The following is a 19,635-nucleotide window of genomic DNA, read 5'->3' as shown; positions in this document are numbered from 1 at the left end:
TTGTCTTGTCAGGCTGATGGGCGCGGGCAGGGCAGGGCAGGGTGCCTGCAAGGGCCGGGCAAAGGTTAACATCCCCCCCACCCTCCGCGCGTGACCACAGATGTGGCACAGAAAAACCACGGCTATCCCACGCCGGGGGCACATCGGTTTTTCTGCCATATCAGATGGTTAACCCGCCCAAGGCCGTAACCTGCGCCAGATGTGCCACAAACCGGGGGTCGTCCCCGGCCTCTCGCCCCGCCTTGGCCGCGATCCGGGCCAGATAATCGGCGCAGCATTGGTGGTGCAGCGCCGCCAAGCCAGGCATAGCCATCGCTTCGGCATGTATGGCATCAAAGACCAGGCTCTGGGACATTGCGCTTAAGTCTTTGGTATCATTCAGATTATAGCGATCGAAAAAGCCATCGGTATAGCGGTCTTTCCCGGCCACCGCCGAAGGACTGCCCTTTTTCAACCAGAAACTTTCCTCGGATCGCACCATGTAATGGTTCATCTGGGCAACGCTGTGATCCTGCCGCCCCGGCGACATGCGGCGCAGGTAATCGCCCTCGGGGTGCCAGTCGTGCAAGGTGCGCCCCGCCGCATCCACCCACCGCATCCCCGGTTGCCCCCACCGACGAGAGTGCTTTGGAATCAATCTCTTAGGCCCATGCTCGCCCAGTTTTCGGAACCAGTCGGGATGGCCGCAGATCGACTTGACCCAAGTCGAGGTCGGGTCATCAATCGCCGCCGCCTGGGTGAATTGCCGATGCACCAGACCATCTTCAAACCGGGTGTGCCCGCTGGTGCCAAAGACCTTCCAGTTGATCGACATGCCAATGAAATCAGCATCTTGCGGGATCAGATCGGTGATGGCCCCGGCCCCTTTGTGGATCACCAGAAACTCATCCACATCACAGACCAACACCCAATCCGCCCCTGCCACCTGCGGCAGCCCCTTGGCGGCCTGCAACTTCTTGGATGTGATCTGCTGGCCGTCCTCTACCTCATGGCGCAGATGCGTGATCCACCCGTTTTCTTGCAACAGATCAAGCAGTTGCGGCGAATGGTCGGTGCAATCATTGGTGACGATCACAATATCGGTAAAGCCCAAAAGCCGATACCAACTGACCCATTCCACCAGAAAAGGGCCTTCATTGCGCACCGAACACACCACAGAAACCCGCATGAAACCCCCGTTTTTCCCCCCGATGCTTGACGGCTGCACCCCGGTTCGTCAAGGAAGGTTGCAAGTCAGGAGATCACGATGAAACTCTTTGTGGGTCTGGGAAATCCGGGCGCGAAATATGCAGCCAACCGCCATAACATCGGCTTTATGGCGCTTGACCGGATGGCCGGGGATCATGGCTTTGGCCCTTGGAAATCGGCCTTCAAGGGGCTGGTCAGCGAGGGCCGTTTGGGCAGTGAAAAACTGTTACTTCTCAAGCCTATGACCTTTATGAACCTGTCAGGAGAGTCGGTGCGGGCCGCGATTGATTTCTACAAACTGACCCCCGCCGATGTGGTGGTGTTTCATGACGAGCTTGATCTGGCCCCCGGCAAATGCCGCGTGAAACAGGGCGGCGGTCATGCCGGGCACAACGGTTTGCGCTCGATCCACGCCCATATCGGCGAGGCCTATGGCCGGGTGCGCCTTGGCATTGGCCATCCCGGCCACAAGGATGCGGTGGCCCATTATGTGCTGCATGATTTTGCCAAGGCCGATCAGGATTGGCTGGACGATCTGCTGCGCGGCATTTCTGATGGCGCAGCGGCACTTGCGGCGGGCGATGGGGCGAAATTCATGAATGCAGTGGCCCTGCGCACAGCCCCGCCCCGGTCTTCGGGCAAGGGCGAAGGGATTGAAAAGCCAGCAAAACCTGCGCCATCGCCGCCCGAAGACAGCCGCAGCCCGATGCAAAAGCTGCTGGATCGTTTCAAGTAACCTTACCCGGCGCACGCTGCCCCCGCCGGGGGGCTGGACCTTTGCCCCCCGCAAGCCTAGCTTTCCGGGCAAAGGAGATTTCGCATGAATGCCCTGTTGTCCGACTGGTCTACCCCCTTTGCCCTGCCGCCCTTTGCCGCGATCAGGGATGAGGATTTCGGCCCCGCCTTTGACGCGGCGCTGACCGAGGCGCGGGCCAATATTGCCGCCATCGCCGCCAATCCCGACGCCCCCGATTTTGCCAATACGATCGAGGCGCTGGAACTGGCCGAGGGTCTGCTCGACCGCGTTGCCGGGGTGTTTTACAACCTTGCCGGGGCAGATTCGACCGACCCGCGTGAGGCTTTGATGCGTGATCTGGCCCCGAAGATGAGCGCGTTTTCCAGCGAAATCACCAATAACAAGGCGCTTTTCGCCCGGATCGAGGCGCTGTGGCAGGGCCGCGATGATCTGGCGCTGACGCCCGAACAGATGCGGGTGCTGACGCTGTATCGGCAGATGTTCGTCCGCTCGGGCGCGCTGTTGCAGGGCGAGGCTGCCGAGCGGCTGACGGCCGTCAAGGCACGGCTTGCGGTTCTGGGCACCCAGTTCAGCCAGAACCTGTTGGCAGATGAACGTGACTGGTTCATGGAACTGGCCGAGGCCGATCTGGTGGGCCTGCCCGATTTCGTGGTGGAAACCGCCCGCGCCGCAGGGGCCGAGCGTGGCAAGGCCGGGCCGGTGGTCACGCTGAACCGGTCGTTGATTGTGCCGTTTCTGCAATTCTCGCCCCGCCGCGATTTGCGCCAGCGGGCCTATGACGCGTGGGTGGCGCGGGGGGCGAATGGCAATGCCCATGACAACCGCGCCATTGCGGCCGAGATTCTGGCCCTGCGCCATGAACGCGCGCGACTGCTGGGCTATGACAGCTTTGCCGATTTCAAGCTGGAACCCGAAATGGCCAAGACGCCCGATGCGGTGCGCAATCTGCTGATGGCGGTGTGGGAACCGGCCAAGCGCAAGGCCACCGAAGATGCGGGCGTGCTGGAAGCGATGCTGGTGGCCGATGGCAACGCCGCCCCGCTGGAACCCTGGGACTGGCGCTATTATTCCGAACGCCGCCGCAAGGCCGAGCATGATCTGGATGAGGCCGCGCTCAAGCCCTATCTGTCGCTCGATCACATGCTGGCCGCGATGTTTGACTGTGCAACCCGCCTGTTCGGCCTGACGTTCCGCGAAATCGACGGCCCCTTTTATCACCCCGATGTGCGTGGCTGGGAAGTGACGCGAGACGGGGCGCATGTGGCGGTGTTTTTGGGCGATTACTTCGCCCGCGCTTCGAAACGTTCGGGCGCGTGGTGTTCGGCCATGCGGTCGCAGCGCAAATTGGGCGGCGAGGTGCGGCCCATCGTGGTCAATGTCTGCAATTTTGCCAAGGGCACGCCGACGCTGCTGTCTTATGATGATGCGCGCACGTTGTTTCACGAATTCGGCCATGCGCTGCATCAGATGCTGTCAAACGTGACGCATGGCTTTGTCAGCGGCACTTCGGTTGCGCGTGATTTTGTCGAACTGCCCAGCCAATTGTATGAACACTGGCTGGAAGTGCCCGAAGTGCTGGAGACCCATGCCCGGCACTGGCAGACCGGCACGGCCATGCCGCGCGACATGCTTGACCGGCTGCTGGCGGCGGGCACTTATGATCAAGGCTTTGCCACGGTCGAATTCGTTGCCAGTGCGATGGTGGATCTGGAATTCCATGTGGGCACCCCGCCCGCCGATCCGATGCAGAAGCAGGCCGAAGTGCTGGAAAACCTTGGCATGCCGCGCGCCATCCGGATGCGCCACGCCACCCCGCATTTCGCCCATGTCTTTTCGGGGGATGGCTATTCCTCGGGGTATTATTCCTACATGTGGTCCGAGGTGATGGATGCCGATGCCTTTGCCGCGTTCGAGGAAGCGGGCAACGCCTTTGATCCTGACACCGCAGCCCGGTTGGAGCAGTTCATTCTGTCGGCGGGCGGGTCTGACGATGCCGAGGCGCTGTATCTGAAGTTCCGCGGCAAGATGCCGGGGGTCGAGGCATTGCTGAAAGGGCGCGGTCTGTTGGACGCCGCCTGATGGTGCCACCCGCCGGGGCCTATACGAAAGTTTTTTCTGGGCTTTGGCGGGTCTGCCCTTGGGGTTGGCGCATCAAGTGACTGAACTTATTCATAAAAATAGATATGTCCGGCGCTAACAGGCTATTTGGTAAAATAAACTTACCAGCACTTGCCTTTTTTCGTGGGGGCCTTAATCTCGACAGGGATAAAACCGCTGCCACAGGGCGGCATATATCGTCTGGGAGGACACCGATGACAGATACCCGTGATTCCGCACGGCTTTCGCGCCGTTCATTCCTGCGCAAAGGCGCCTTGGGTGGCTCTGCGGCTGCTGCAACGGCGCTTGCTGCACCTGCGGTTCTGGCCCAAGCCCCGCTGGTTATGAAGATGCAAACCTCGTGGCCGGCATCGGATATCTGGATGGATTTCGCCCGCCAGTATGTCGAGCGGGTAGAGGCGATGTCGGGTGGCCGCCTGAAAATCGACCTGCTGCCAGCGGGCGCAGTCGTCGGCGCGTTTCAGGTGATGGATGCGGTCAGCGACGGTGTGATCGATGCCGCGCATTCGGTGTCGGTTTACTGGTATGGCAAGAACAAGGCGGCATCGTTCTTTGGCACCGGCCCGGTGTTTGGCGGGTCGTCCACCACGATGCTTGGCTGGTTCTATCAGGGCGGCGGCAAAGAGCTGTATGAAGAGCTGACCCAGCAGATCATGGGCCTGAATGTCTATGGCCTGATGGGCATGCCGATGCCCGCCCAGCCCTTTGGCTGGTTCAAGCAAGAAGTGAACACGGTCGCCGATCTGCAGGGCTTCAAGTATCGCACCGTGGGTCTGGCGGCTGACCTGCTGCAAAGCATGGGGATGTCGGTTGCCCAGCTTCCGGGCGGCGAGATCGTGCCGGCGATGGAGCGTGGCGTGATCGACGCCTTTGAATTCAACAACCCGTCGTCGGACAGCCGTTTCGGCGCGCAGGACGTTGCCAAGAACTACTACCTGTCGTCCTATCATCAGGCGTCCGAAGCCTTTGAATTCCTGTTCAACAAGGACTTCATGGATGACCTAGAGCCCGATCTGCAGGCCATCCTGCGGTATGGGGTTGAGGCTTCGGCCACCGCAAACCTGGCGCTGGCGATGAAGGAATATTCGAACGACCTGCAAAAGCTGATCGCGGATTCGGGCGTCACGGTGCGCCGCACCTCGAAAGACATCCTCAATGGCCAGATCGCGGCCTGGGATGTGCTGATCCCGCAACTGGAAGAAGATGCGTTCAGCAAGAAGGTCATGGACAGCCAGCGTGAGTGGGTGGAAAAAGTCGCCTACTATGAGCTGATGAACGCCCCCGATCTGGGCCTTGCCTATGAGCATTACTTCCCGGGCAAACTGGCCCTGTAAGGACTGAGCGGGGCGCACCCAAGGCGCCCCATTTCCCAGTGACGCCGAGGTGCAGAGCCTCGGCGTCATGCTCTGGACGGAGTTTGTGCAAATGGTCCGCTACATTCGGTTTGCCGACAGTCTTTCGGCGATGGTCGGCAAAACCTTTGGCTGGCTTATCATTCTGATGACTTTCGGGATGAGTTACGAAGTCTTGGTGCGCTACATGTTCAACGCGCCCACGCCATGGTCGCTGGACGTCAGCTTTATCATGTATGGCACGATGTTCATGATGGGCGGGGCCTATACCTTGTCTCGGGGCGGGCATGTGCGGGGCGATTTCGTCTATCGCACCTGGAAACCGCGCACGCAGGCGCTGGTCGATCTTGTTCTTTATATCCTGTTCTTCTTCCCCGGCATTCTGGCGCTGGTGTTGACCGGCTGGAAATATGCCGCCCGATCCTGGAGCTATGCCGAAGTTTCGGTGAACAGCCCGGCGGGTATCCCGATCTACCAGTTCAAATCCGTGATCGTGGCGGCGGGTATCTTGCTGATCATCCAGGGCATTGCGCAGGTCTTTCGCTGCATCCTGTGCATGCGTGACGGGTATTGGCTGGAAGCCGAAGAAGACGTCGAAGAAACCGAACAGATCCTGATCAAAAAGGCAGCCAAAGGCGAGCTGAGCTGATCGCCTGCGCGCCCGACTTCTCCTTTCCCGACAAAGCTGACAGCAGCGGCCCGCCCGCGCCTGCCCTGGAGTTCACACCGTGACCGATCCACAGATCGCCCTTGCCATGCTTGGCATTTTCATTGCCTGCGTGTTTCTGGGTTTCCCCATTGCCTTCACCCTGATGGCCCTTGGCATCGGCTTTGGCTATTACGCCTATTTCGATGCAGGCCGCATGTGGCGCTCGTTCAATCGCCTGACCGAAGACGCCAGCTGGTGGGACAGCACCAGCCTGTGGATCGAGGGGTTCTACAACAACCGCATCTTCGATTTGTTCGTGAACCAGACCTATACGGTGATCTCGAACGAGGTGCTGACGGCTATCCCGCTGTTCCTGTTCATGGGGTATATCGTTGAACGGGCCAATATCGTTGACAAGCTGTTCGGCACGCTGGCCGTTGCCACCCGCAATGTGCCCGGTTCGATGGGCGTGGCGGCACTGATCACTTGTGCGCTGTTTGCCACGGCAACCGGCATCGTGGGGGCCGTGGTCACGCTGATGGGCCTGCTGGCGCTGCCGCAGATGTTGAAGATGCGCTATGATCACAGCTTTGCCACCGGCATCATCTGCGCCGGCGGCACCTTGGGCATCCTGATCCCGCCGTCGATCATGCTGATCGTCTATGCGGCCTCGTCGGGTGTGTCGATCGTGCGGCTCTATGCCGGGGCCTTGTTGCCGGGCTTTACGCTGGTGGGGTTGTATCTAATCTACATCGTTGGCCGGTCGATCCTGAACCCCAAGCTGGCCCCGAAGCCGACAAAGGAAGAAATGCCCGAGGTGCCCTTTGGCAAGATGATGTGGATGCTGGCGACCAGCTTCCTGCCACTGGCGATCCTGATCCTGTCGGTGCTTGGCTCGATCCTGTTCGGCCTGGCCACCCCGACCGAAGCGGCGTCGATCGGGGCCCTTGGTGGCATGGTTCTGGCCGTGGCCTACCGCGCCATGACGTTCCAGCGCCTGCGCGAGTCGGTCTATCTGACGGTGCGCACGACGGCGATGGTGTGCTGGCTGTTCGTCGGTTCCTACACCTTCTCGGCCGTGTTCAGCTATCTGGGCGGCGAGCATGTGATCGCTGAATTCGTGCAGGGACTTGATCTGACGCCCATTCAGTTCCTGATCATTGCGCAGCTGATCATCTTCTTGTTGGGCTGGCCGCTGGAATGGTCAGAGATCATCATCATCTTCGTGCCGATCTTCCTGCCGTTGCTGCCGGTGTTCGGCATTGATCCGCTGTTCTTTGGCGTGCTTGTGGCGCTGAACCTGCAAACCAGTTTCCTGACGCCACCCATGGCCATGAGTGCCTATTACCTGAAAGGCATCGCCCCGCCAGAAATCAAGCTGACCGAGATCTTCAAAGGCGTGCTGCCCTATTGCGGCATGGTCGTGATCTGTATGGCGCTGATGTATCTCTATCCGCAAATCGTCTTTGCCCTGCCGGAAGCGTTCTATGGCCCGGCCAGATAATTCGGCGACGATCCTTGGCTTGGGCGCCATTGGCCTGCGCGACAGGCTGGCCAGTGGCGCGCTAAATGCGGAAGAGGTGGTCGAAGCCTGCCTTGACCGCATCGCCGCTGTGGAACCGCAGGTGCAAGCCTGGGTTTGGCTGGATGGTCAACACGCCTTGGAACAGGCGCGCCGGCTGGACAAGTGGCGCAAATCGGGCAAGCCGGTGGGGCCGTTGCACGGCTTGCCGGTGGGTCTGAAAGATGTGATCGACACCAAAGGTATTCCCACCCAGAACGGCACGGTCATCGACGAAGGCCGGGTGCCCGAGGCAGACGCCTGGGTGGTGGCGCGGCTTAAGGCGGCGGGCGCGATCATTCTGGGCAAGACGGTCAGCACTGAATGCGCCTTCCTGCATCCGGGCAAGACGACCAATCCGCACAACCCCGCGCATACGCCGGGCGGATCATCTCAGGGGTCGGCTGCGGCGGTGGCGGCGGGTATGGTGCCGCTGGCCATTGGCACGCAAACGGGCGGCTCGGTGATCCGGCCTGCGGCGTTCTGTGGTGTGGTCGGGTTGAAACCCAGCTTTGGCCTGATCCCGCGCACCGGTGTGCTGATGCAATCGCCTTTCCTTGATACGCTGGGCGTTTTTGCCCGCAGTGTCGAGGATGCCGCCCTGCTGGCCGAGGTGTTGGCAGGCCATGACCCTGCCGATCTGGCGACCGAACCCGTGCCGATGCCGCGCTTGCTGAAAGCGGCGCAATCCAAGCCCCCAGTGACGCCGACCTTTGCCTTTTTCCGCCCCCCGGGCTGGGACACGGCCGAGCCGCAGATGAAAGACGCGCTAGAGGAATTGGCCGACCTGTTGGGCGAGCAGTGTTTCGAGGCCCCGATCCCCGGTTTCGAACAGGTCGCGGCGCTGCGCCAGCAGATCAACTTTGCCGAAATGTCCAAATGCTATTACGGCCTTGAACGGCGCGGGCGTGACCGGATGTCGGATGTGCTGAAAGCCGCGCTTGACGAAGGCAAGGCCGTGCTGGCCCGCGATTACATCGCCGCGATGGATTGGCGCGCGCTGATGAACAGTGCCTTGGACCCTGTGTTCGACCGTTGCGATGCCATCCTGTGCCCCGCCGCCCTCGGCCCCGCCCCGGCTGGGCTGGACAGCACCGGATCGGCCATTTTCAACGGGCTTTGGACGCTGGCCGGGGTGCCCGCCATCACATTGCCGGTGTTCACGGCCGAAAACGGCCTGCCCATGGGCGTGCAACTGGTGGGCCGCCGGGGGGATGATGCCCGTTTGCTGCGCACGGCCCGCTGGCTGGCCGCGCATCTTGAAACCCTTGATCAGGCGGAGTGATCTGATGAAAAACCTGTTGGCTATTGCCGCATTTCTGGTCTTTGTCGGCTTTCTGGTGATCCTTGTCGTCCATGTTCCCCGGCTTGATCTGATCGCTGTGATCGGTGCCACCGTTGTGCTGGCCGGCTGGGATCTGGTGCTGAACCTGCGCAATCAGCGCAATCAGCGCGACTAGGCACGGCTGACACGCAGGCTGCTGGGGGTCACCCCATGTTTGGCGCGAAAGGCCCGCGCCAAGGCAGGTGCGCCAGAAAAGCCCGTGCGCAAGGCGATTTCGGCCAGTGGATGGCTGGTGTCGGTCAGCATCCGATGCGCCGCCGCCAGCCGCAGCGACAGCCTGTAGGCCCCCGGCGAGGTGCCAAGGCTTTGTTGAAACAGGCTTTCCAGACGCCGGGGCGACAGCCCCACCTGCGCCGCAAGGTCTGCCACCGTCTCAACTGCCTCCAGATTGGCTTCCATACGCGCCACAACGCGGGCGACACGGGGGTCAAGCAAGGGGTCGCGTGACCGCGGCGCCACCTGCGGGTCTGATCCGGGGCGGGCTGTGGCGATAAAGCTTTGCGCCACCTGCCGCGCCAACGGGGCGCCGTGGCGCGTGCGGATCAGATGCAGCATCAGATCTTGCGCCGGGGCCGCGCCCCCCGCTGTCATCCGGTTGCGGTCAATCACATAGCGGTCGGGCAGCACCTCGATCTGGGGGTGGGCGGTGGCCAGATCCTCCAGATCCTCCCAATGCACTGTGGCCTTGAAGCCTGACAGCAATCCGGCCCGCGCCAGCACCCAAGGGGCGGAATCCACCCCGCCCACAAGCGCAAAGCGCGGCGCGATCTGCCGCAAGTCGCGGATCAGCGGGCGCGTCGCCACCTCATTCAGCCGATAGCCCGCGATCACGATCAGCACCTCGGCCCCATCGGCACTGGCCAAGGGCCCGCTGGCGGGCAGCGAGATGCCGCAGGTCAACGGCGCGGGCTGGCCATCCGGCGTCACCACGCGCCAGCGAAACGCCTCGCGTCCCAGATGGCGATTGGCCGCCCGCAGCGGATCAAGCACCGAGGCCACCTCAAGGATGGACGCATGGGCCAGCACCAGCACCGCAATCGACAGCGGACGGGGATCGGCGGTGAACACAGCATTTTGCGACATCGCAATTTCGTATTATGTAATGCGGGCCATTTCAAGCGGGCTAAGCTGGCCCAAAATCAGGGAGTGTGACCATGCCACTGACCATGAACCGAGAGGTCTTTATCACCTGTGCCGTCACCGGATCGGGCGGCACCCAAGACCGCAGCCCGCATGTGCCGCGCAGCCCCAAGCAAATCGCCGAGAGCGCCATCGACGCCGCCAAGGCCGGGGCCGCCGTGGTGCATTGCCATGTGCGCGACCCGGAAACCGGCAAACCCAGCCGTGACCTTGCGCTGTATCGAGAGGTGACCGAGCGCATCCGCGACGCGGGCGAAGATGTTGTGCTGAACCTGACTGCTGGCATGGGTGGCGACATGCTGTTCGATGGCACCGAAGCCATGAACCGCATGAGCGACAAATCAGACATGGCGGGCGCTGCTGAACGGGTGGCCCATGTGGTGGAATGCCGCCCCGAATTGTGCACGCTGGATTGCGGCACGATGAATTTCAACGAGGCCGATTATGTGATGGTCAACACGCCCGGCATGTTGCGCGACATGGCCACGCGGATGGTGGCCTCGGGCACGCGGATCGAGATCGAGGCCTTTGACACCGGCCATCTGTGGTTTGCCAAGCAACTGGCCGCCGAAGGCATTATTCCCGACCCGGTTCTGGTGCAGCTGTGCATGGGCGTGCCGTGGGGCGCGCCGGATGATCTGAACACGCTGATGGCGATGGTCAACAATGTGCCGGGGCATTGGCACTGGTCGGCATTCGCGCTGGGGCGTCACCAGATGCCCTATGTTGCCGCGGCCGTTCTGGCCGGGGGCAATGTGCGGGTGGGTCTGGAAGATAACCTGTGGCTGGACAAGGGCGTGCTGGCGACCAATGCGCAGCTTGTTGATCGTGCGGCGACCATCATCGAAAACATGGGTGCGCGGGTGATCACCCCGGCCGAAGTGCGCGCGCGGCTGAAACTGGAAAAGCGCGCGCCAATGCCGCGCTGATGTGGTGATGCGGGGGGGAAGGCAGATGCTGGCGTTCACCTTTGCCGCGATAAAAAGATGATGCCCCCTTGGGCCATGGCGCGCGGGGGCGGGTGCCGGTGACAGATGCTGCTGACCAAAGGGGTGCATGATGAAACGCCTGATAACTGCCGCTAGTCTGGCCCTTGCGCTTGCGGGTTGCGATCCGCATACGCCAACGCAGCAACTCTCGGCTGCGCCCATGTATCTGCTGCCAATCGCGCCCGAGCGGTTGGTGGGCACCTGGTATGAGGTGGCAACCTTTCCCGGCCCGTTCCAGGACGGCTGCACCCAGACTTCGGCCACCTATGCCAACCGCGGCGACGGCACTTTGGGCCTGACCAACCGCTGTGTGCGAAACGGGCGTGAGGTCAGGATTTCAGGCGTCGCCACGCCGAATGGCCCCGGCAAGTTCAAGGTCCGGCTGCAAGGTGTGCCCTTTGCTGGCGATTACTGGGTGATCGGTGCCAGCCGTGATGGCCGCACCCTTCTGGTGGGCACGCCAACACGCATCGCGGGCTGGGTGCTGCACCGCGATCGCGTCTTTACCCCCGAGCAGCGCCGCTGGGCGCGCGAGGTTTTCCGCAAGAACGGCTATGACGAGGCTGCGATGCAAAGGACGCCGCAGTGAAGCGCGGGCACGGTGCCTTGGGCGGGGGGGCTTTGTGATTGAGGTGGCCATCCTTGGGCTGGTCATCGGATTGGCCATGATCCGTGACCGCGCAAGGCTGCGCCAAGCCGTGCTGGTTGTCATGGCAACAGGCGGCGCCGTGATCTGGTGGAACGGTGGCCCCTTGGCCGCGGGGCAGTCAGGGCAGACGGCGATCCTGGTGATGATCGTGCTGGGGGCATTTGCGGTGGGGGCAGGGTTTCGCTGGTGGCAGATGCGGGCTGGCCCCCTTGCGCCGCTGTCAGGGGGGCAACTGGCCCTGATGATCGGATTTGGGGCGGTCGGCTATCTGGCTGCGATTTTATCACGCTAAGCCCAAGGGTTTGGGCCGGGCAACGAAAAGACAGGAAAGACAAGATGACACGCAAGGCTGGGATCATTGGGGGTGGCGTTATCGGGGGCGGTTGGGCCGCGCGGTTCCTGCTGAACGGCTGGGATGTGGCGGTGTATGACCCAGACCCCGAGGCCCCGCGCAAGGTGGGGGAAGTGCTGGCCAATGCCCGCGCCAGCCTGCCCGCGCTGTCGGACGGGCCGATGCCTGCCGAAGGCACGCTCAGCTTTGTCTCCTCGGTATCCGAGGCGGTGCAGGGGGCTGATTACATTCAGGAAAGCGTGGGTGAGCGGCTGGAGCTGAAGCACCGCGTTCTGGCGCAAATTCAGCAGGCAGCCCCGCTGACAACGCCCATCGGATCATCGACCAGCGGCTTCAAACCCAGCGAATTGCAACAAGGCGCGGCCAACCCCGGCACCATCTTCGTCGCCCATCCGTTCAACCCGGTTTACCTGTTGCCCTTGGCCGAAGTGGTGCCGTCGCCCCGTTCAGATGCCAAGGTGATCGACGCTGCCAAAGAGATTTTGCGCGAAATCGGCATGTTCCCCCTGCATGTGCGCAAAGAGATCGACGCCCATATCGCCGACCGCTTTCTCGAGGCGGTATGGCGCGAGGCTTTGTGGCTGGTGAAAGACGGCATCGCCACGACCGAGGAAATCGACGAGGCGATCCGCATGGGCTTTGGCCTGCGCTGGGGGCAGATGGGCCTGTTTGAAACCTATCGCGTCGCGGGCGGCGAAGCGGGGATGAAGCATTTCATGGCCCAGTTCGGCCCCTGCCTGCAATGGCCCTGGACCAAGCTGACCGATGTGCCCGAATTCACCGACGAACTGGTCGATCTGATCGCCGGCCAATCTGATGCGCAATCGGGCCACCACACGATCCGCGAGCTGGAGCGGATCCGCGACCGCAACCTGATCGGCTTTCTGCGGGTGCTGAAGGAACGCAACTGGGGCGCGGGCAAGGTGCTGCTGGACCACGACGCCCGCCGCCGCGCCGCCATGCCCCAGCCCACAATGGGCGACGGCCCGATGGAAATGGCCCGCATGACGGTGTTGCCGGGCTGGATCGACTATAACGGGCATATGACCGAAAGCCGCTATCTCTTTGCGGCCTCGGAAACCTCGGATGCGTTCTTGCGCCATATCGGGGCCGACATCGCCTATGTCGGCACGGGGTTCAGCTATTACACCGCCGAGACGCATATCATGCATCTGGGAGAGGCCAAACTGGGCGATGCCCTGACCGGCACGGTGCAGGTGCTGCATGCCGATGAAAAGCGCCTGCACATCTTCATCCGCATCCTCAAGGGGGAAACCCCCGTGGCGACCCTTGAACAGATGCTGCTGCATGTGGATATGCAGGCCGGCAAAACCTGCGCGGCCCCGGCCGCCATCCTTGACCGGCTGCTGCCGATTGCCAAGGCCCATGCCAGCCTGCCCAAACCCGCCGCTGCCGGCCGCCACGTCGGACAAAGGGGCGCGTGATGCAGTTTGGCATGACGGATGAACAACGCATGATCGTTGAAACCACCCGCGCCTTTGTCGAGGCCGAGTTGTTTCCGCATGAAGCGCAGGTCGAACGCACCGGGCATCTGCCGCTGGAATTGATCCGCGAGATCCAGCAAAAGGCCATGGCTGCCGGGCTTTACGCCGCGAACATGCCCGCCGAAGTGGGGGGGGCGGGGCTCGATACGCTGTCGTGGCTGCTGTATGAAAAAGAACTGGGCAAGGCGAATTATGCCCTGCACTGGACCTGCGTAGCCCGCCCGTCGAACATCCTTTTGGCCGGCACGGCCGAGCAGCGCGACCGCTATCTGATGCCCTGCATCCGGGGCGAGACATGGGATTGTCTGGCAATGACCGAACCCGGTGCCGGGTCAGACCTGCGCGGGATGAAGGCCAGTGCCCGGCAAGACGGCAGTGACTGGGTGCTGAACGGCACCAAGCATTTCATCAGCCATGCCGATCTGGCGGGCTTTACCATCGCGTTCATGGCAACCGGCGAAGAGATGACGCCGAAAGGGCCAAAGAAAAAGATCACCGCCTTTTTCGTCGACAAGGGCACCAAGGGCTATAGCGTGCGCGACGGGTATCGCAACGTCTCGCATCGCGGCTATACCAATGCCGTGCTGGAATTCGACGATTGCCGCGTTCCGGCCGAAAACGTGCTGGGCGAGGTGCACAAAGGCTTTGACGTCGCCAACACCTGGCTGGGGGCCACGCGCCTGCAGGTCGCCAGCACCTGTCTTGGCCGCGCTGAACGTGCCCTTGGTCATGCCCTGTCTTATGCCGCGGAACGCAAGCAATTTGGTCAGGCCATCGGCAAATATCAGGGCGTCAGCTTCAAACTGGCCGATATGGCGATGGAGTTGAAGGCGGCCGAGTTGCTGACATGGGAGGCCGCGTGGAAATTCGACCAAGGCACGGTGACCGAGGCCGATATGTCGATGGCCAAGCTGAAAGCCAGCGAAGCCCTTGCCATGATCGCGGACGAGGCGATCCAGATTCACGGCGGTATGGGCCTGATGGAAGAACTGCCACTTGAGCGGATCTGGCGCGATGCGCGGGTTGAGCGGATTTGGGAAGGCACCTCGGAAATCCAGCGGCATATCATCAGCCGCGAATTGCTGCGTGCCGTCGGGGGCTGACACCGCGTCTGGGGGCGCTGCCCCCACGCGCGTTCCGCGCTTCCCCCGGGATATTTATGAACAGATGAAGTCAACCAAATGTTAACCATGGCCTGCCAATCTGACCCTGCCGAACAGGGGGGGACCCCGATGACGGTAACAGGTGAAGCGTCCCTGCCTCTTTTTTTGGGGGCAGGGCGTCACCGCCCTGATCTTCATCTGTTCAAAAATATCCTCGGGGGTCCGGGGCAGACAGCCCCCGGCCGTTGGCTGCAGCGCTGTGCTTGGCTGGTCTGGTCGCCTCAGGTTGGGGGCTGCCACATGCCTGACCTGTCGCGCCTGCTGCGCCCGCAGTCGATTGCCGTTCTGGGCGCAGGCTGGGCCGAGAACGTGATCGAGCAATGTCAGAAAATGGGGTTCACCGGCCCGATCTGGCCCGTTCACCCCAAGCGGGATGTGGTGGGGGGGCTGCCTGCCTTTGCCTCGCTGGCCGATCTGCCTGCCCCGCCCGATGCCACTTTCGTCGGCGTCAACCGTTTTGCCACGGTTAAGGTGGTGCGCGACCTGGCCGGCATAGGTGCGGGTGGCGCGATCTGCTTTGCCAGCGGTTGGCAAGAGGCGGGCGAGGCGGACCTGCAGGCACAACTGGTGGCAGCGGCAGGCGATATGCCCGTTCTGGGGCCGAATTGCTATGGCGTGATCAACTATCTGGATGGGGCCTTGCTGTGGCCCGATCAGCATGGGGGGCGGCGGGTTGAGCGCGGGGTTGCGCTGCTGTCGCAATCGTCCAACATCGTCATCAATCTGACGATGCAGGCGCGGGGCCTGCCGGTGGCCTATGTTGCCTGTCTGGGCAATGCAGCGCAGGTGGGGCTGGCCGATCTGGCCGCTGCCCTGTTGGCGGATGATCGCGTCACCGCCCTTGGCATGTATATCGAAGGCATTGACGACGCCCCGGCCTTTGCGGCTGTGGCGCAGGCGGCGCGCGCGGCGGGCAAGGGGGTTGTCTGCGTCAAATCCGGCAAGACCGAGCTTTCGCGCGTGGCCGCGGCATCGCACACCGCCTCACTCGCGGGGGGTGGGGCCGCCAGCAGCGCCTTTCTGGCGGCCTGTGGCGTGGCCGAGGTGGCCACGCTGGATGCGCTGATCGAAACCCTGAAGATCTTTCACGTTCATGGCCCTGCGATTGGAACGCGGGTCTGTTCGCTGTCTTGTTCGGGTGGCGAGGCGGGGTTGGTGGCCGATATGGCGGCGCCTGCCGGTTTGGGCTTTGACCCGGTGCCCGAGGCGACCAAGGCGCGGTTGTCGGATCTTCTGGGCCCCATTGTCACCATCGCCAACCCGCTGGATTACCACACCTTTATCTGGGGCGACGGGCCGCGCACCACCGATGTCTTTTCGACGATGCTGTCGGCCTTTGATGCGGGGATCTTCATCATCGACCCGCCGCGCCCTGATCGCTGCGACCCGGCCAGTTTTCAACCGGCCCTTGCGGCGATCGAGGCGGCGCAGGCCGCCACGGGCAAGCCCGCCTTTCCCGTGGCCTCGCTACCCGAGAATTTTGACGAAGACCTGGCCGTTGCCATGATGACCCGTGGCCTTTGCCCCTTGATGGGGCTGGCTGCGGCCTTGCCGGCCTTGCGCGCGGCGCAAACGCCGCCGGGCCGGGTGGGCTGGCGGCCTTGGGCGGCCCTGCCGCCCCGGCAGACGCATCTGTTGGACGAGGCCGCTGCCAAGGCGCGGCTGGCCTTGGCCGGGGTCGCGGTGCCGCGGGGCGTCACGGCCCCCTGCCTTGCCGAACTTGTGCCGCTGGCCTTGGGCTTGACGGGCAAGTTGGCGCTCAAGGGTCTGGGCTTTGCCCATAAGTCCGAGGTGGGGGCCGTGCGCCTGAGCCTGACCTCGCTGCAGGGGCAGGACGAGATGGCAGGCGCGCAAGGCTATCTGGCAGAAGAAATGGTGACGGGCACCGTGGCTGAACTGTTGCTGGGCCTGCGGCGTGACCCTGTTTACGGAGCCACGCTGACGCTTGGCTTTGGCGGGGTCGAGGCCGAGCTTTTGGCCGATACGGTCACCCTTGCCCTGCCTGTGGTGGCCGAAGAGGTCAGCGCGGCCTTGCGTCGCTTGCGGCTTTGGCCTTTGCTGGATGGCTATCGGGGCCGGGTGCGGGCCGATACCGGTGCGGTTGTGCAGGCGGTGATGGCGCTGCAAGCCATGATGGTGGCAGACGACCGGCTGGAGGAAATTGAAATCAATCCGCTGATGGTGCGGGCCCAAGGGGCCGTTGCCGCCGATGCGGTGATCTGGGAGGCGACAGAATGATGCAGATGCGCACCGAAGGACCGATCCTGACACGGCGCGAAGGCGCGGTGCTGGAGGTCACGCTGGATCGCCCCAAGGCCAATGCGATCGATCTGGCCACCAGCCGGATCATGGGCCTTGTCTTTCGTGATTTTCGCGATGACGACAGCCTGCGTGTGGCGATCTTGCGTGCCGAGGGCGACAAGTTCTTTTGCCCCGGATGGGATTTGAAAGCCGCCGCCGCGGGCGATGCGGTGGATGGCGACTATGGCGTGGGCGGTTTTGGCGGTTTGCAGGAACTGCCCAATCTGAACAAACCGGTGATCTGTGCCGTCAATGGCATCTGCTGTGGCGGCGGGCTGGAACTGGCGCTGTCTTGCGATTTGATCTTGGCATCCGCCAATGCCACCTTTGCCCTGCCCGAAATCCGGTCAGGCACCGTGGCCGATGCGGCCAGCCTGAAACTGCCCAAGCGCATTCCCTATCATGTCGCGATGGATCTCTTGCTGACCGGGCGTTGGTTTGACGCAGACGAGGCGCTGCGCTGGGGCATCTTGAAAGAGATCACCACATCGCAGGATCTGCTGCCCAAGGCATGGGAATTGGCGCGGCTTTTGGAAAGTGGGCCGCCGCTGGTTTATGCGGCGATCAAGGAAGTGGTGCGTGAGGCCGAGGCCCTGCGCTTTCAGGATGGGTTGAACCGCATCACAAAGCGCCAGTTTGCAACGGTTGATCGGCTGTATTCCAGCGAAGACCAGCTGGAAGGCGCGCGTGCCTTTGCCGAAAAGCGCGATCCCGTCTGGAAAGGGTGCTGAGATGGACACCCCAGATGCCGCCATCCAAGCGCGCACGCGTCCTGCCGTCGTCTGCACAGGCAAGCAGGTTGTAGCGTAAGTGGCGCGTGTTCCCGACATTTACTGTCGCAAAGGGCCAAGGTTTTGGCCGGCGTTTGCGCCTAACCTGCCGCGATCTGGCAGCCACGGGGGCAGGGGCACGACATGACGCAAGATGCCGATTTCATCATTGTGGGGGCGGGCAGTGCGGGCTGTGTGCTGGCCAACCGGCTAAGCGAGTCGGGCAAACACAAGGTGGTGCTGCTTGAGGCCGGCGGCAGTGACCGGCGGTTCTATGTGCATCTGCCCCTTGGCTATGGCAAACTGTTCTTCGACCCCAGCCTGAACTGGCTTTACAAGACCGAACCGGATGCGGGCCTTGCCGGGGCGAGTGACCACTGGCCGCGGGGCAAACTGCTGGGCGGATCGTCTTCGATCAATGCGATGGTCTGGATCAGGGGGCACCGCGCCGATTACGAAGATTGGGGGCGCGAAGCCCCCGGTTGGGGATGGCAGGAATGCTGCGATGCCTATCGCGCCATCGAGGATAACGAGGCCGGGGCCGACGCCTATCGCGGGCAGGGCGGGCCCTTGTTCATTTCGGCCAACCGCCGCGGGCTGCATCCGCTGGTCAAGGATTACATTGCCGCCTGCGGTCAGGCCGGTCTGGCGCATAACCCCGATTTCAACGGGGCCGAGCAGGAAGGCGCCGGCATCTATCAGATGACGATCAAGGGCGCGCGCCGCAATTCCACTGCGCGCGCCTTTCTGCGCCCGGCGATGGGGCGGGCGAACCTGCGGGTGGTGACCCATGCCCATGTGACGCGGGTGCTGATCGAACAGGGGCGCGCTGTTGGCGTCGAATACCGGCAGGGCGGCCAGATCAAGACGCTGCGCGCCAAGGCCGAGGTGATCTTGTCGGGCGGCGCGATCAACTCGCCGCAGGTGCTGCAACTGTCTGGCATCGGGCCGGGGGCCTTGTTGCAATCGCTGGGCCTGCCGGTGCTGGTCGATAACCCCAATGTCGGTGATCACCTGAACGACCACCAGGGGATCAACTACACATGGTCGATGAACGTGCCGACCTATAATGACGAGTTGCGCCCGTGGTGGGGCAAGGCGCTGGCGGGGATGAAGTATTTCCTTGGCGGCACTGGCCCGCTGGCCAAGTCGATCAACCATGGCGGCGGGTTTTTCCGCACCTCGCCCGATCTGCCACGCCCGAACATGCAACTTTACATGCAGGCGTTTTCAACGCTGATCCCGCGTGACGGCGAGCGGCCGATCCTGAACCCCGATCCGTGGTCTGGCCTGTCCTTGGGCCTGTCGAACTGCCGCCCGACCAGCCGGGGCCATATCCGGCTGGGCAGCCCCGATCCGATGGCCCATCCGGTGATCACGGCCAATGCTTTTTCCACCGATCACGACGTGACCGAGATGCTGGCCGCCGTAAAGTTCCTGCGCCATCTGGCGGCGCAACCGGCGATGAAGCGGCTGATCATCGAAGAATTGCGGCCGGGGCCAGAGGTCACGACGGACGAGGCCCTGATCGACGATTTTCGCAAACGCTCGGGCACGGTCTATCACCCCTCTTGCACCGCGCGGATGGGGGCAGACCCGGCGACCAGTGTTTTGGACCATCGTTGCCGGGTGCGTGGGGTCGATGGGCTGCGGGTGATTGATGCGTCAAGTTTCCCCAATCTGATCGCCGGAAACACCAATGCCCCGGCGATTTTGATGGGGTGGAAGGGGGCGGCCCTTGTGCTGGAAGATGCCAGATAGGCCGATCCCCCCATGGCCATTGGCGGGGGGCAGGC

17 protein-coding genes are annotated in these 19,635 nt (G+C 62.8%); 15 read left to right on the top strand and 2 right to left on the bottom strand.

From position 1 onward, the window contains the following. Nucleotides 1-160 precede the first annotated feature (160 nt). Complete coding sequence (locus V3C85_RS15725) at nt 161-1,168, bottom strand: glycosyltransferase family 2 protein (protein WP_331796264.1); 1,008 nt, start codon at nt 1,166-1,168, stop codon at nt 161-163. Nucleotides 1,169-1,246: 78 nt separating this feature from the next. Between V3C85_RS15725 and pth the strand changes: the two genes are divergently transcribed. From pth to V3C85_RS15690, 7 genes are all read left to right on the top strand, one after another. After that, nucleotides 1,247-1,924 carry an aminoacyl-tRNA hydrolase gene (gene pth, locus V3C85_RS15720; protein ID WP_331796262.1) on the top strand — a complete coding sequence of 226 codons (678 nt, stop codon included), beginning with the start codon at nt 1,247-1,249 and terminating at the stop codon, nt 1,922-1,924. Between the two features lie 84 nt (nt 1,925-2,008). Beyond that, nucleotides 2,009-4,024, top strand: coding sequence for a M3 family metallopeptidase (locus tag V3C85_RS15715; RefSeq protein WP_331796260.1), 2,016 nt, complete (start codon nt 2,009-2,011; stop codon nt 4,022-4,024). Nucleotides 4,025-4,257: 233 nt separating this feature from the next. Continuing rightward, a complete protein-coding gene (locus V3C85_RS15710; protein ID WP_331796259.1) occupies nt 4,258-5,397 on the top strand; it encodes a TRAP transporter substrate-binding protein in 1,140 nt (379 codons plus the stop codon). A gap of 91 nt (nt 5,398-5,488) precedes the next feature. Next, complete coding sequence (locus tag V3C85_RS15705; RefSeq protein ID WP_331796258.1) at nt 5,489-6,064, top strand: TRAP transporter small permease subunit; 576 nt, start codon at nt 5,489-5,491, stop codon at nt 6,062-6,064. A gap of 79 nt (nt 6,065-6,143) precedes the next feature. Further along, nucleotides 6,144-7,568 carry a TRAP transporter large permease gene (locus V3C85_RS15700; RefSeq protein ID WP_331796256.1) on the top strand — a complete coding sequence of 475 codons (1,425 nt, stop codon included), beginning with the start codon at nt 6,144-6,146 and terminating at the stop codon, nt 7,566-7,568. Then, the gene (locus V3C85_RS15695) at nt 7,552-8,910 is read left to right on the top strand and encodes an amidase (RefSeq protein ID WP_331796254.1); all 1,359 of its coding nucleotides are present in this window, start codon (nt 7,552-7,554) and stop codon (nt 8,908-8,910) included. The genes V3C85_RS15700 and V3C85_RS15695 overlap by 17 nt, the downstream gene beginning before the upstream one ends. 4 nt (nt 8,911-8,914) lie before the next feature. Continuing rightward, entirely contained in the window at nt 8,915-9,085 is a 171-nt protein-coding gene (locus tag V3C85_RS15690) for a hypothetical protein (protein ID WP_331796252.1), read from the top strand. Here the strand turns inward: V3C85_RS15690 and V3C85_RS15685 are convergent. Continuing rightward, nucleotides 9,082-10,053: a GlxA family transcriptional regulator gene (locus V3C85_RS15685; protein WP_331796251.1), complete on the bottom strand. Its 972-nt coding sequence runs from the start codon at nt 10,051-10,053 to the stop codon at nt 9,082-9,084. The two genes, V3C85_RS15690 and V3C85_RS15685, sit on opposite strands and share 4 nt — an antisense overlap. Before the next feature lie 71 nt (nt 10,054-10,124). Here V3C85_RS15685 and V3C85_RS15680 point away from each other — a divergent pair, with 71 nt between their 5' ends. The 8 genes from V3C85_RS15680 to V3C85_RS15645 all read left to right on the top strand — a co-directional run bounded on the left by V3C85_RS15680 (nt 10,125) and on the right by V3C85_RS15645 (nt 19,600). Next, a complete protein-coding gene (locus V3C85_RS15680; protein ID WP_331796250.1) occupies nt 10,125-11,039 on the top strand; it encodes a 3-keto-5-aminohexanoate cleavage protein in 915 nt (304 codons plus the stop codon). A gap of 130 nt (nt 11,040-11,169) precedes the next feature. Further along, a complete protein-coding gene (locus V3C85_RS15675) occupies nt 11,170-11,688 on the top strand; it encodes a lipocalin family protein (RefSeq protein ID WP_331796249.1) in 519 nt (172 codons plus the stop codon). 34 nt (nt 11,689-11,722) lie between these two features. Further along, on the top strand, nt 11,723-12,040 hold the full coding sequence (locus tag V3C85_RS15670; protein ID WP_331796248.1) for a hypothetical protein: 318 nt from the start codon (nt 11,723-11,725) through the stop codon (nt 12,038-12,040). A gap of 44 nt (nt 12,041-12,084) precedes the next feature. Next, nucleotides 12,085-13,545 (top strand): carnitine 3-dehydrogenase, encoded by a 1,461-nt coding sequence (locus V3C85_RS15665; RefSeq protein ID WP_331796247.1) that lies wholly within the window; start codon nt 12,085-12,087, stop codon nt 13,543-13,545. Further along, on the top strand, nt 13,545-14,708 hold the full coding sequence (locus V3C85_RS15660; protein ID WP_331796246.1) for an acyl-CoA dehydrogenase family protein: 1,164 nt from the start codon (nt 13,545-13,547) through the stop codon (nt 14,706-14,708). Before V3C85_RS15665 ends, V3C85_RS15660 begins: the two co-directional genes overlap by 1 nt. Before the next feature lie 300 nt (nt 14,709-15,008). Next, nucleotides 15,009-17,006, top strand: coding sequence for an acetate--CoA ligase family protein (locus V3C85_RS15655; protein ID WP_331796245.1), 1,998 nt, complete (start codon nt 15,009-15,011; stop codon nt 17,004-17,006). Further along, entirely contained in the window at nt 17,003-17,800 is a 798-nt protein-coding gene (locus V3C85_RS15650; RefSeq protein WP_331796244.1) for a carnitinyl-CoA dehydratase, read from the top strand. Before V3C85_RS15655 ends, V3C85_RS15650 begins: the two co-directional genes overlap by 4 nt. 183 nt (nt 17,801-17,983) lie before the next feature. After that, complete coding sequence (locus V3C85_RS15645) at nt 17,984-19,600, top strand: GMC family oxidoreductase (protein ID WP_331796243.1); 1,617 nt, start codon at nt 17,984-17,986, stop codon at nt 19,598-19,600. Nucleotides 19,601-19,635 lie beyond the last annotated feature (35 nt).

The sequence above is a fragment of the Pseudotabrizicola sp. L79 genome (genome assembly GCF_036553525.1).
Classification (GTDB): Bacteria; Pseudomonadota; Alphaproteobacteria; order Rhodobacterales; family Rhodobacteraceae; genus Pseudotabrizicola.
Note: the sequence above shows the minus strand (reverse complement) of the source record. Positions and strands in the feature narration are given on the sequence as shown.